13 protein-coding genes are annotated in these 12,901 nt (G+C 68.6%); 11 read left to right on the plus strand and 2 right to left on the minus strand.

The window, feature by feature from the left end:
- Positions 1–7: 7 nt before the first annotated feature.
- Positions 8–1,138 (minus strand): DNA-processing protein DprA, encoded by a 1,131-nt coding sequence (gene dprA, locus DDE23_RS00260; protein WP_107754543.1) that lies wholly within the window; start codon positions 1,136–1,138, stop codon positions 8–10.
- A gap of 260 nt (positions 1,139–1,398) precedes the next feature.
- Positions 1,399–2,853: a metalloprotease TldD gene (gene tldD, locus DDE23_RS00265; protein ID WP_107754544.1), complete on the minus strand. Its 1,455-nt coding sequence runs from the start codon at positions 2,851–2,853 to the stop codon at positions 1,399–1,401.
- A gap of 228 nt (positions 2,854–3,081) precedes the next feature.
- On the opposite strand from tldD, the gene coxB reads away from it, so the two are divergent.
- From coxB to DDE23_RS00320, 11 genes are all read left to right on the plus strand, one after another.
- The gene (gene coxB / locus DDE23_RS00270) at positions 3,082–3,981 is read left to right on the plus strand and encodes a cytochrome c oxidase subunit II (RefSeq protein WP_107754545.1); all 900 of its coding nucleotides are present in this window, start codon (positions 3,082–3,084) and stop codon (positions 3,979–3,981) included.
- Between the two features lie 65 nt (positions 3,982–4,046).
- On the plus strand, positions 4,047–5,018 hold the full coding sequence (cyoE, locus tag DDE23_RS00275; RefSeq protein ID WP_107754546.1) for a heme o synthase: 972 nt from the start codon (positions 4,047–4,049) through the stop codon (positions 5,016–5,018).
- Complete coding sequence (locus DDE23_RS00280; protein WP_107754547.1) at positions 5,009–5,212, plus strand: hypothetical protein; 204 nt, start codon at positions 5,009–5,011, stop codon at positions 5,210–5,212. Before cyoE ends, DDE23_RS00280 begins: the two co-directional genes overlap by 10 nt.
- Entirely contained in the window at positions 5,209–5,793 is a 585-nt protein-coding gene (locus DDE23_RS00285; protein ID WP_107754548.1) for a cytochrome c oxidase assembly protein, read from the plus strand. The genes DDE23_RS00280 and DDE23_RS00285 overlap by 4 nt, the downstream gene beginning before the upstream one ends.
- An 82-nt stretch (positions 5,794–5,875) precedes the next feature.
- The gene (locus DDE23_RS00290) at positions 5,876–6,679 is read left to right on the plus strand and encodes a cytochrome c oxidase subunit 3 (RefSeq protein WP_107754549.1); all 804 of its coding nucleotides are present in this window, start codon (positions 5,876–5,878) and stop codon (positions 6,677–6,679) included.
- Positions 6,680–6,779: 100 nt separating this feature from the next.
- On the plus strand, positions 6,780–7,460 hold the full coding sequence (locus DDE23_RS00295) for an SURF1 family protein (RefSeq protein WP_238149864.1): 681 nt from the start codon (positions 6,780–6,782) through the stop codon (positions 7,458–7,460).
- Between the two features lie 10 nt (positions 7,461–7,470).
- Positions 7,471–8,859 carry a threonine synthase gene (gene thrC / locus DDE23_RS00300; RefSeq protein WP_107754551.1) on the plus strand — a complete coding sequence of 463 codons (1,389 nt, stop codon included), beginning with the start codon at positions 7,471–7,473 and terminating at the stop codon, positions 8,857–8,859.
- Positions 8,859–10,118 (plus strand): M16 family metallopeptidase, encoded by a 1,260-nt coding sequence (locus tag DDE23_RS00305; RefSeq protein WP_420330148.1) that lies wholly within the window; start codon positions 8,859–8,861, stop codon positions 10,116–10,118. The genes thrC and DDE23_RS00305 overlap by 1 nt, the downstream gene beginning before the upstream one ends.
- On the plus strand, positions 10,118–10,714 hold the full coding sequence (locus DDE23_RS00310) for a GNAT family N-acetyltransferase (RefSeq protein WP_416235116.1): 597 nt from the start codon (positions 10,118–10,120) through the stop codon (positions 10,712–10,714). Before DDE23_RS00305 ends, DDE23_RS00310 begins: the two co-directional genes overlap by 1 nt.
- Entirely contained in the window at positions 10,704–11,246 is a 543-nt protein-coding gene (locus DDE23_RS00315; RefSeq protein ID WP_157957940.1) for a DUF1697 domain-containing protein, read from the plus strand. The genes DDE23_RS00310 and DDE23_RS00315 overlap by 11 nt, the downstream gene beginning before the upstream one ends.
- The gene (locus DDE23_RS00320; protein ID WP_107754554.1) at positions 11,240–12,652 is read left to right on the plus strand and encodes an FAD-binding oxidoreductase; all 1,413 of its coding nucleotides are present in this window, start codon (positions 11,240–11,242) and stop codon (positions 12,650–12,652) included. Before DDE23_RS00315 ends, DDE23_RS00320 begins: the two co-directional genes overlap by 7 nt.
- Positions 12,653–12,901 lie beyond the last annotated feature (249 nt).

Here is a 12,901-nt window from a genome sequence, read left to right on the forward strand (position 1 = left end):
CCGCGGGTCAGTTCCGGGCCAGCATGCCGCCCGGCTGGCGCTGGACCCGGCCGTCGAGTTCCAGAAACAGCAGCGCCGGGGCCAGCGCATGGGCCGGCAGATCGAGGTCGCGCAGCAGCTGATCCTCGGGCAGGGGGCTGGCGCTGAGACGGTCCAGAATCATCCGGTGCAGGGTCAGCGTGTCGGGCGCGGCGCCGGGCCCCGCGCGTTTCGGCGCCTGCGGAGCGGGGTCGGGCTCCGTCAGGCTCTGTTCCAGCGCCTCGATCACATCCTCGACGCCGCGCACCAGCCGCGCGCCCTCGCGGATCAGCAGGTTCGCCCCGGCGGCGCGGGCATCCATCGGATGGCCCGGCACCGCCATCACCTCGCGCCCCTGATCCAGCGCGTCGCGGGCGGTTATCAGGCTGCCCGAGCCTTCGGCGGCCTCGACCACCACGACGGCGCGCGAGAGCCCGGCGATCAGCCGGTTGCGGCGGGGGAAATGGCGGGCCTGGGGCTGCAGGCCCATGGGTTGTTCGGACAGCAGCATGCCCTGATCGGCGATGCTGGCGCCCAGCATCTCGTTCTCGGCCGGGTAGAGCACGTCGACGCCCCCCGCCATCACGGCGATGGTGCCGGTCTTCAGCGCCGCGCCATGGGCGGCGGCGTCGATGCCGCGCGCCAGGCCCGAGACGATGGTGAAACCGTGATGGCCCAGCCCCTCGGCCAGCTTGCGGGCCATGCGGGCGCCGAGGCTGGAGGCGTTGCGCGCGCCGACCAGACCGATGCCGGGCTGGGCGAGGGTGCTGGCACGGCCGCGCGCCCAGAGCACCGGCGGCGGATCGGAGAGGGCAGCGAGCGCGGCGGGATAATCGGGGGCGCCCAGAAACAGCAGGCGCGCGCCCTTGCGAAGGCCCGCCTCCAGTTCGCGCAGGGCGAGGTCTTGCGGGCAGGGGGCGTAATCCTCGACCCCGGCGGCGCGGGCGATCCCCGGCAGGGCATCGAGTGCGGCGGCGGCGCTGCCATGCTCGGCCAGAAGCCGCTGGAACGTGGCCGGGCCGACCCGGCGAGAGCGAATGAGGCGAAGCCACGACAGACGGGCTTCTTCCGTGGTGGGTGGGGTGAAGGGTGTGGGAGAAGAAAGAATGTTCCCGACCATCGCAACCTCGCCTCATTCGACTCGGAGATTGCGGTGTCGAGGTTAACAGGGTGTGAAGAAAACGCCCCCGCGCCACAAAATTGCCAAGAAAAGAACAATCTTTGTTCCCCAAATATCCTCGGGGGATTTTCAAGGGGGCAGACGGCCCCCTTGAAGCGGGGGGCCCGGGGGGCGGCAGCCCCCCGCCTTCCGAGTCACCTGGGGCGGCAGCCCCCCGCCTTCGCGAATCGTGCGGGGCGCCAACCCCCGCGCTTGCCCGCTCAGGCCACGCCGCCGACCGTCAGCCCGCCGATCAGCAGCGAGGGTTGCCCCACGCCGACCGGCACCCATTGCCCGGCCTTGCCGCAATTGCCGATGCCCGGGTCCAGCGCCATGTCGTTGCCGATGCCGCGCACGTTCTTCAGCGAGGTCGGGCCGTCGCCGATCAGCGTGGCGCCCTTGACCGGCTCGCCGACCTTGCCGTCGCGGACCCGGTAGGCCTCGGTGCAGCTGAACACGAACTTGCCCGAGGTGATGTCGACCTGACCGCCGCCGAAGCCCACCGCCCAGATCCCGTCCTTCATCGAGGCGACCAGCGCGCCCGGGTCGTCGGTGCCGCCCAGCATGTAGGTGTTGGTCATCCGCGGCATCGGCGCATGGGCGTAGCTTTCGCGCCGGCCGTTGCCGGTGGCGGGCACGCCCATCAGCCGGGCGTTCTGGCGGTCCTGCATGTAGCCGGTCAGCACCCCGTCCTCGATCAGCACGTTTTTCCCCGAGGGCGTGCCCTCGTCATCGACGGTGATCGAGCCGCGGCGGTCGGGGATCGTGCCGTCGTCCAGCACCGTCACGCCCTTCGCGGCCACCTGCTGCCCCATCAGCCCGGCGAAGGCCGAGGTCTTCTTGCGGTTGAAATCGCCCTCCAGCCCGTGGCCCACGGCCTCGTGCAGCAGGATGCCGGGCCAGCCCGGGCCCAGCACCACGTCCAGCATTCCCGCAGGCGCGGGCACCGCGTCGAGGTTGACCAGCGCCACGCGCAGGGCTTCGCGCGCCACGGGCTGCCAATGGCCGGGTTCCATCAGGCCCGACAGGCCGATCCGCCCGCCGCCGCCGTAATGGCCCGATTCTCGCCGCCCGTCGCGTTCGACGATCACCGCGATGGAGACGCGGGCCATGGGGCGTATGTCGGTGACAAGGCCGCCCTCGGGGCGCAGGATCGCCACTTCCTGCACCGAGGCCGAGAGCGAGGCGGTCACCTGCACCACCCGCGGGTCCAGCGCCCGCAGGTAATCGTCGATGGCGCGCAGCGTCTCGATCTTGGCGGCGAAGCTCGCCTCGGTGATCGGGTCGAAATCACCATAGAGGTGGCGGTTGGTGCCGGGGGGCGCCTCGGCCAGCGTGCCGCCGCCCGCGCCGACCGCCAGACGGGCCGTGGCCCCCGCCCGTTTCAGGGCGCTTTCGGTGATCTGGGTGGAATGGGCATAGCCTGCGACATCGCCGCGCACGGCGCGCAGGCCGAAGCCCTCGGCCGCGTCATAGCTCGCGTTGCGGATGCGGCCATCGTCCAGCACCAGTGATTCGGAGCGGCGCCGTTCGAGGAAAAGCTCGCCGTCATCGGCCCCCGCCACCGCCTCCCGCAGGAGCGCCAGGGCCGTGTCGCGGTCCAGCAGCGTCTCGAAGGGGCGGAATCGGGCGGCTTCGGGCACAATGGCGGCCGCGTTCGGGTGGGAGGTGGGCATCGGGCTCCTTTCGCGGCGGTGCAGCATGTCTTTGACACAGGTCAAATGGCGGCAACCTGACGCATTGGTTTGGCTTGTTATGCCGATGCTAATATGATTTTAGGAGAGAGGGAAACCGCCCCCGATCCGGCTGCGGTGGGTCCGGGCTGTCCGGGCGCTCGCCGGAGCAGGCCGGGAGGGGTCGGCGGAGTAAGACGGTCGCAGGGCCGCGCAAAACGGGAACATACAATGCATCTTTTCAAGGACCTCACCCGTCTCGCCGCTGGTTTCGGTGCGCTCGGCGGTCGTGTCGGCGGTGCGGCGCTGGGCCTGGCGGTCGCCGGGCAGGCGCTGGCGCAGGAAGTGCCCTTCATCGGCCAGCCGCATCCGGGCGGCATCGCCCTGCAACCGGCGCATTCGCCGGTCGCCGCCGCGTCGCACTGGATCGACAACATGCTGATGTACATCATCGCGGCGATCACGGTCTTCGTCTGCGTGCTGCTGCTGTGGGTGATCGTCGCCTATAACCGCCGCGCCAACCCGACTCCCTCGCGCTTCACCCACAATTCGCCGCTGGAAGTCGCCTGGACCATCCTGCCGATCTTCGTGCTGATCTTCATCGGCTCGTTCACCGTGCCGGCGCTGTTTCGCGACCAGACCATGCCGCCGGCCGATGTGACCATCAAGATCACCGGCAACCAGTGGAACTGGACCTACGAATACGTCGACCACGGCGTCGAGTTCACCGCCTATCTGCTGCCGCGCGAAGAGCTGGAAGCGAACGGCTATGACCAGAGCCAGTATCTGCTGGCCGCCGATGAGCAGGTCGTCGTTCCCGTCGGCCGCAACGTCGTGGTGCAGGTCACCGGCTCGGACGTGATCCATTCCTGGACCATCCCGGCCTTCGGCGTGAAGCAGGACGCGGTTCCCGGCCGTCTGGCCCAGGCCTGGTTCAACGTCGACACCCCCGGCATCTATTTCGGCCAGTGCTCGGAACTCTGCGGGCAGGAACACGCCTATATGCCGATCGTCGTCCGCGCCGTGCCGGAAGCCGAGTATCTGGCCTGGCTGCAGGAGCGGGGCGCGACCAACCTCGCCGCCGCGCCGGGCTACACCGAAGCCGCCGTTCAGGTGGCCTCGAGCAACTGATCTGACGACGGGCGCCGCCTCCGGCCCTGCCGGCCTGCGCGGCGCCCGATTGACTTGAGGAAGCCATGAGCGACATTCGAGCCGAGATTGCGGGCGAGAGCGGCACGGGCGACGCCGGATTCGGCGATTACGTCGCGCTGCTGAAGCCGCGCGTCATGTCGCTGGTGGTCTTCACCGCGATGGTGGGCCTGATGGTGGCCCCCGTGCATCTGCACCCGATCGAGGCGCTGGCCGCCATCATCTTCATCGCGCTGGGGGCAGGGGCCTCGGGCGCGCTGAACATGTGGTGGGACGCCGATATCGACCGGGTGATGCGCCGCACCGCCAAGCGGCCCGTGCCCTCGGGCGCGGTCGAGGCGGGCGAGGCGCTGGGCCTCGGCCTGTCGCTGTCGGCGCTCTCGGTGGTCATGCTGTGGCTGGCGACCAATGCGCTGGCCGCGGGGCTTCTGGCCTTCACCATCTTCTTCTACGCCGTGATCTACACGATGTGGCTGAAGCGCTCGACGCCGCAGAACATCGTCATCGGTGGCGCGGCCGGGGCCTTCCCGCCCATGATCGGCTGGGTCGCCGCGACCGGCTCCATCAGCATCGAGGCGGTGCTGATGTTCCTGTTGATCTTCATGTGGACGCCGCCGCATTTCTGGGCGCTGGCGCTGTTCATGAACTCGGATTACGAGAAGGCCAAGGTGCCGATGCTGACCGTGACCCACGGGCGCAAGGCGACGCGGACGCATATCCTGATCTACACCATCCTGCTGGTGCCGGTGGCGCTGGGCACGGCCTTCACCGCGATTGGCGGCCCGGTCTATTTCGCGCTGGCGCTGGTGCTGAACGCGCTGTTCCTGATCGGTGCCTTCCGCCTCTGGCGCCGCCCGGAAGCCGCGGCCGAGGCCGACAAATACGCGGTCGAGAAGCGCTTTTTCGCGCTGTCGCTGGCCTATCTCTTCGGCCATTTCGCGGCGATCCTGATCGAGGCCACGCCCTGGGCCGAGCAGCTCGCCACCTGGGCCAACTGGGGAGCCTTGACATGGGGCTGACGCACGAACACGACCTGCACCGCCGCCGCTGGAGCCGGAACCTCGGCGTCCTGCTGACGCTCCTGGCCTTCGTCGCGCTGGTGTTCGGGCTGACCATCGCCAAGATCGGCGGTGGCGACCAGATGCAGGGCTTCGACCATACCTACCGGGTCGGCATCGACCCCGACACGCGGATCCCGGAGGCGGGGCAATGATCCGCTGGTGGCGCAATCTGGACGGTGCGCGGCGCACGCTGACCGGGCTGGTCGGGGTGATCCTGGTCATGGGCGCGCTCGCCTGGGCGGCGATCCCGCTCTATGACCTGTTCTGCCGGGTCACGGGCTTCGGCGGCACCACCCGGGTGGCGGAAACCGAATCCGACCTGATCCTCGACCAGACGATCCAGATCCGCTTCGACGCCAATACCGAGCGTGGCTTCCCCTGGGAATTCCGGCCGCTGGAACGCACCATGCCGCTCAGGATCGGCGAGACGGGGATCGCCTTCTACGAGGCCTATAACCCGACCGACCATCCGATCGCCGGCACCGCCAGCTACAACGTGACGCCCTATTCGACGGGCAGCTATTTCATCAAGATCGCCTGTTTCTGCTTCACCATGCAGGTGCTGCAGCCGGGCGAGCGGGTGCAGATGCCGGTCACCTTCTACGTCGATCCGGAGATCGTCAGCGACCCCGATGTCATTGCGGGCGGGCTGAACACGATCACGCTGAGCTACACCTTCCACCCGACCGAGATCCCCGCCGGAACCCCGGCGGCCGAGGTCGGAACCAACTGAACCATCAGGCGCCTGGGGCTGACGGGCGCAAAGACAGGGACCGCGCAAGCGGCGAGAAACGGGAAAGACTGAGGGAATCCACATGGCCCACGCAAAGAACCACGATTACCACATCCTGCCGCCGTCGATCTGGCCCTTTGTCGCCGCGGTCTCGGCCTTTGTCATGCTGCTGGGCGGAATCCTCTGGATGCATGACATGGGCCCCTGGATCTTCGCCATCGGCCTGGTCGGTGTGCTTTATGTGATGTACGCCTGGTGGGCGGACGTCATCAAGGAAAGCATGGCGGGCGACCATACCCCGGTCGTGGCCATCGGCCTGCGCTATGGCTTCATCCTGTTCATCATCTCCGAGGTGATGTTCTTCGCCGCCTGGTTCTGGACCTTCTTCAAGCACCGCATGTACCCGATGGGGCCGCAATCGCCGGCCGTCGACGGTCCCTGGCCGCCCGTCGGCATCGAGACCTTCGACCCCTGGCACCTGCCGCTGATGAACACGCTGATCCTGCTGCTCTCGGGCTGCGCCGCGACCTGGGCCCACCACGCGCTGGTGCACGAGAACAACCGCAAGGACGTGGCCAACGGCCTGATTATCGCCGTCGTGCTGGGGATCATCTTCACCGGCATGCAGGCCTATGAATACAGCCACGCGGCCTTCGGCTTCGCCGGCAACATCTATGGCGCCTCGTTCTTCATGGCGACCGGCTTCCACGGGTTCCACGTCATCATCGGCACGATCTTCCTGTTCATCTGCTACCTGCGGGTGCGGGCCGGTCACTTCACGGCCGAGCGTCACATCGGTTTTGAGGCCGCCGCCTGGTACTGGCACTTCGTCGATGTGGTCTGGCTGTTCCTCTTCGCCGCGATCTACATCTGGGGCCAGGGCTGAGGCCCATCCCCTTGCTGAACCGGGATCGGGGGGCTATGTGCCCCCCGTCTCTATTCGGCGCCTCTCTCTTCGGGGCATCCCTCATCAGGCGGAGCGAAACGTGAAGGCGCGGTTTATCGGGGCGGGGCTGTTCGGAATCGTCGGTGTGGCGATCCTGCTGTCCCTCGGGTTCTGGCAGCTGAAGCGGCTGGAATGGAAGCTGGACCTGATCGCCCAGGTCGAGGCGCGGATCCATAACGAACCCGTGGCCGTACCGCCCGACGCCAATTCGGCGCGGGACCGCTACCTGCCGGTGACCGTGAACGGGCGCTACACCGGCGAGGCGGTGGACGTGCTGTCCAGCGACCGCGAGGCGGGGCCGGGGATGCGGGTCATCGCCGTGCTGGAAACGCCCGAGGGCCGCCGCCTGCTGGTCGACCGGGGTTTCATCCCCGAGGCCCGCCGCGCCGCGCTGCCGATGCTGGCCGAGGGCGTGACGGTCACCGGCAACCTCGACTGGCCAACCGACAGCGACAGCTATACCCCCGCGCCCGATCTGGGCCGCAACCTGTATTTCGCCCGCGATCCCCGGCCCATCGCCGAGGCGCTCGACGCCGAGCCGCTGCTGATCGTCGCCCGCAGCGACAGCGCCGCGGCCTCGCCGTTGATGACCCTGCCGATCAGCGGCGCGGCCTTCCGCAACGACCATCTGGAATACGCGATCACCTGGTTCCTGCTGGCGGGCGTCTGGGCGATGATGACAATCGCGCTGCTGTGGCGTATCAGGCGGACGAGCCTCTAAGGATTTCTCGATGCAGTATATCTCGACCCGCGGATCGGCCCCGGTCCTGACCTTTGAACAGGCGATGTTGACCGGGTTGGCGCGTGACGGCGGGCTTTACGTGCCCGAGTCGGTGCCGGTGATGACCGAGGCCGAGATCGCCGCTTTGGCCGGTCTGCCCTATGAGGAGATCGCCTTCCGCGTCATGCGTCCTTTCATCGGCGAGACCTTCACCGATGCCGAATTCAAGGCGCTGATCGCCAAGGCCTATGCCGGTTTCGGCCATGCCGCCCGGGCGCCCCTGAAGCAGCTGGGCCCCAACCATTTCCTGCTGGAGCTGTTCCACGGCCCGACGCTGGCCTTCAAGGATTTCGCCATGCAGCTGATCGGTCAGCTGTTCCAGGCGGCGCTGGGTCGGTCCGGGCAACGGGTGACCATCGTCGGCGCGACCTCGGGCGATACCGGCTCGGCGGCGATCGAGGCGTTCCGGGGCCTGTCGAACGTCGATGTGTTCATCCTCTACCCGCATGGCCGGGTGTCCGAGGTGCAGCGCCGGCAGATGACGACGCCTGCCGACGCCAATGTCCATGCGCTGGCTGTCGATGGCGATTTCGACACCTGCCAGGGCCTGCTCAAGGACATGTTCAACGATTTCGCCTTCCGCGACCGGGTCGGTCTGGCGGGGGTGAACAGCATCAACTGGGCCCGCGTTCTGGCGCAGGTCGTCTATTACTTCAGCGCCGCCGTGTCCTTGGGCGCGCCGCACCGGGCCGTCGATTTCACCGTGCCCACGGGCAATTTCGGCGACATCTTCGCCGGCTACATCGCCCGCCAGATGGGTCTGCCCATCGGCAAGCTGGTGATCGCGACGAACCAGAACGACATTCTTCATCGCTGCCTGACGACCGGCGTTTACCAGACTGAAAGCGTTCTGCCCTCCCTATCGCCCAGTATGGATATCCAGGTCAGCTCCAATTTCGAACGGGTCCTCTTCGACGCCTATGGCCGCGACGGCGCCGCCGTGGCGCAGCTGATGAACGAACTGAAAGGCGACGGGGCCTTTACCGTGAGCCAGGGCCCGCTGGAGATGCTGCGCGACACCTTCGCCTCGGGCCGCGTGTCCGAGGAGGAGACGAGCGCCACCATCGCCCGCACGCTGAAAGCCTCGGCCGAGCTGCTCTGCCCGCATTCGGCGGTCGGCGTGGCGGTGGCCGAGCAGAACCTCGGCGCCAACCCGATGGTGACGCTGGCCACCGCCCACCCGGCCAAGTTCCCCGCCGCGGTCGAGGGGGCGACCGGCATCCACCCGGCCCTGCCGCCGCGCATGGCCGACCTGTTCGACCGGCCCGAAAGGGTGACGCGGATGACGGGCGAGTTGCAGGCCATCGAGGCGCTGATCCTCGAAAGGACGGGCGCCTGATGCACCGGATCACCACGCTTTCCAACGGGTTCCGCATCGTCTCCGAACCCATGCCCGGCCTCGCCTCGGCGGCGGTCGGCATCTGGGTCATGGCCGGCGCCCGGCATGAACAGGCCGAACAGAACGGCATCGCCCATTTCCTCGAACACATGGCGTTCAAGGGGACGGCGCGCCGCACGGCCCTGCAGATCGCCGAGGAGATCGAGGATGTGGGCGGCTATATCAACGCCTATACCTCGCGCGAGATGACCGCCTATTACGCCCGCGTGCTGGAGGCCGATGTGCCCCTGGCGCTGGACGTGATCGCCGATATCGTGCTGAACCCCGCCTTCGACAAACGCGAGATCGAGGTCGAGCGCCATGTCATCCTGCAGGAGATCGGTCAGGCGGCGGACACGCCCGATGACGTGATCTTCGACTGGCTGCAGGAGGCGAGCTATCCCGACCAGCCGCTGGGCCGTCCGATCCTCGGCCCTGCCGACCGGATTGCCAAATACAACGCCAAGGACCTCAAGCGCTTCGTGCAGGGGCATTACGGGCCCGGGCAGATGATCCTGGCGGCGGCCGGGGCGGTGCATCACGACGCGTTGGTGAAGATGGCCGAGGAATTCTTCGGCCACCTGCCCGCGCTCGCCATGCCGGTGGCCGAACCCGCCCGTTTCCAGTGCAACGAACGGCGCGAGATCAAGGATCTGGAACAGGCGCATTTCGCCCTGGCCATCGAAGGCCCGGCGTTCCGCGACCCCGACCTCTTCACCGCGCAGATCTTCGCCGGGGCGATGGGCGGCGGCATGTCCTCGCGCCTGTTCCAGAAGCTGCGCGAGGAGCGGGGGCTGTGCTACACCACCTTCGCGCAGGCCGGGGCGCATGACGATACCGGCTCGATCACCGTCTATGCCGGGACCGGGGCCAGCGACATCAAGGATCTGGCGAACCTGACCATCGACGAATTCCGCCGCGCGACCGAGGACATGACCGAGGTCGAGATCGCGCGCTCGCGCACCCAGATGAAGGCGGGCCTGCTGATGGGGCTGGAGAGCCCCTCCAGCCGGGCCGAGCGTCTGGCACGGCTGCTGGCGATCTGGGACCGGGTGCCGGACCTGTCGGAAACGGTGGAGCGGATCGACGCCGTGAACCTCGACGCGATCAAGGCCTATGCCGAGAAACTCGCCTCGGACGCCCGGATCTCGATGGCGCTGTACGGCCCCGTGGATCGGGCGCCGACGCTGGATGCGCTGAGGGAAAGGCTGGTGGCGTGATGGCCGGGTTCCTGCTGGCATCGAAGAAAAGATTCCGGCTGGATACCGAACGTCTGCAGTTGCGCCTGCCGGAGCATACGGATTTCCGCATGTGGGCGGCGCTGCGCGAATCCTCGGCCAGTTTTCTGGTCCCGTGGGAACCCACCTGGTCCGACGACCACCTGTCGCGCCGCGCCTTCACCGGCCGCGTGCAATGGGCGGCGCGGGTGCGCCAGCAGGGGACCGGGCTGCCGCTGTTCCTGATCCGGCGCGACGACAGCCAGCTGGTCGGGGCGATCACGCTCGACAACATCCGCCGCGGCCCGGCGCAGGCGGGAACGGTCGGCTATTGGATCGGCCAGCCCTTCGCCCGCCATGGCTATATGCGCGAGGCGCTGCGCGCGCTGGTGCATCACGCCTTCACCGAGCTGGACCTGAGCCGGATCGAAGCCGCCTGCCTGCCGGAAAACGCCGCCTCGCGCGCGGTGCTGGAAAAGACCGGCTTCAAATACGAGGGCGTGGCGCAGAGCTATCTGCAGATCAACGGCCGCTGGCGGAACCATGTGCTCTATGCCAACCTGCGGGGCGACCGGCGGGGGCGGACGGATGTCGGCTGAGCCGCGCATCCTGTTCCTCAGAGGGGTGAACGTCGGCACCAGCCGCAAGCTGCCGATGGCCGATCTGCGGGCCCTGCTGGCGGGGCTGGGGCTGACCGGCGTCACCACCCATATCCAGAGCGGCAACGCCGTGTTCCGTGACCCCCAGCGGCGGGCGGATCTGGCGGGCCGGGTCTTGGACGCGATCGGCGCCGCCTTCCCCTTCCGCCCCGAGGCGCTGGTCCTGGACCTGCCCGCGCTGGAGGGCGTGCTGGCCGCCAATCCCTATGCCACGATCGAGGATCCCTCGCGGGTCCAGATCGGCTTTCTGGCGGCCGGAGGCGCGGCCGATACCGAAAGGCTGGCCGCGCTGGCGGCGCCGGGCGAGGGCTGGCACCTGACCGAGGCCGCGCTCTATCTGCATCTGCCGTGGGGCAGCGGCCGCTCGAAACTCGCCGCCGGGGCGGAAAAGGCGGTCAGGACACCGATGACGATGCGCAACCGGCGCGTGGCCGAGGCCGTGGCGGCGCTGGCGAGGGAGATGACATGCTGAACCCCTGCGACCCCGCTTTCCTTCAGGCGCTGGAGGCGCAGCTGCCTCCGGGCGTGCTGCGCGCCCCCGAGGACCGCTATCTGACGGAACTCCGCGGCCGCTACCGCGGGCAGGCGGGCGCCGTGGCCTGCCCGGGTTCGGTCGAAGAGGTGGCGTCAATCCTGAAGGCCGCTCAGGCCGCGCGGGTGGGCGTGGTGCCCTATGCCGGCGGCACCGGGCTGGTCGCGGGGCAGGTGATGCCCGAGGGGCCGCTGCCGCTGGTCCTGTCGGTCGAGCGGCTGAACCGGATCCGCAGCGTGGAGCCCCTGGGCAATGTGCTGGTGGCCGAGGCGGGCTGCATCCTGACCGAGGTGCAGGCGGCGGCCGAGGGGGCGGAGCGGCTTTTCCCGATGTCGCTGGGCTCCGAGGGCTCGGCTCGGATCGGCGGGCTGCTGGGGACCAACGCCGGCGGCACGGGCGTCTTGCGCTACGGCACGATGCGGGAACTGGCGCTGGGGCTCGAGGTGGTGCTGGCCGACGGACGGGTGATCCACGGGCTGAAACGGCTGCGCAAGAACAACATGGGCTATGACCTCAGGCATCTGATGATCGGGTCCGAGGGCACGCTGGGCGTAATCACGGCAGCCGCCCTCAGGCTCTTCCCCCGGCCGGCCCGCACCGGCGCCGCGCTGATCGTCGTGCCCTCGCCCGAGGCGGCGCTGAGGCTCCTGGCGCTGGCCCAGGCGCGGCTGGGCGAGGGTGTCTCGGGCTTCGAGCTGATCGGCGGGCAGGGGCTGCATTTCCTGGCCGAGGCGCTGCCGCAGATCCGCCAACCCTTCGCCGAGCCGCCCGAGTGGCTGGTGCTGGTCGATCTGGGGCTGGTGGCGGCGCTTGATCCGGCGGCGGAGCTGGAGGGCCTTTTCGAGGCGGCGGTAGAAGCTGATCTCGCGTCCGATGGCGTCATCGCCGGCAGCGAGGCGCAGCGCGCCGCCTTCTGGCACCTGCGCGAGGCGATCCCCGAGGCCAACCGCAAGATCGGCGCCGTGGCCTCGCACGATGTGTCGCTACCGCTGGCGGCGCTGCCCGCCTTCATCGCCGAAGCGGGGGCGGCACTGGCCGATCTGGGCGACCTGCGGGTCAATTGCTTCGGCCATGTCGGCGACGGCAACCTGCATTACAACATCTTCCCGGCGCCGGGGCGCAAGCGGGCGGAATACGACGGGCTGCGGGACCGGGTGACCCAGACGGTGCACGATCTGGTGCACGGCTTCGGCGGCTCGGTCAGCGCCGAGCACGGGGTGGGACGGCTGAAGACCGGGGATCTGGAGCGCTACGTCGATCCGGTGGCGGTCTCGGCGATGCGGTCGATCAAGGCGGCGCTGGACCCGGCGGGGATCCTGAACCCGGGCGCGGTGCTGAAAGGCTGAGGGGTTTCGCCCTCGTTGCCCGCTGTCGCGTGCGCCGAGTCCCTAGAGACGAAATGGGGGCGACCAGCGGCGCGGCGTGCCGCCGCGCCGAAGAAGGGGGGCCGTCTGCCCCCCTCTGCCCTGCGGGCATTCACCCCCCGAGGATATTTGAGGAACGAAGATGGGGCTTGATGCCCCCTTAACGCTTATCTTTGTTCTCCAAATATCCTCGGGGGTTTCCAAAGGGGGCCCGAGGGTCCCCTTTGGCGG

Origin of the sequence: Pararhodobacter aggregans, assembly GCF_003075525.1 — a bacterium.
In the GTDB taxonomy this organism is placed as follows: domain Bacteria; phylum Pseudomonadota; class Alphaproteobacteria; order Rhodobacterales; family Rhodobacteraceae; genus Pararhodobacter; species Pararhodobacter aggregans.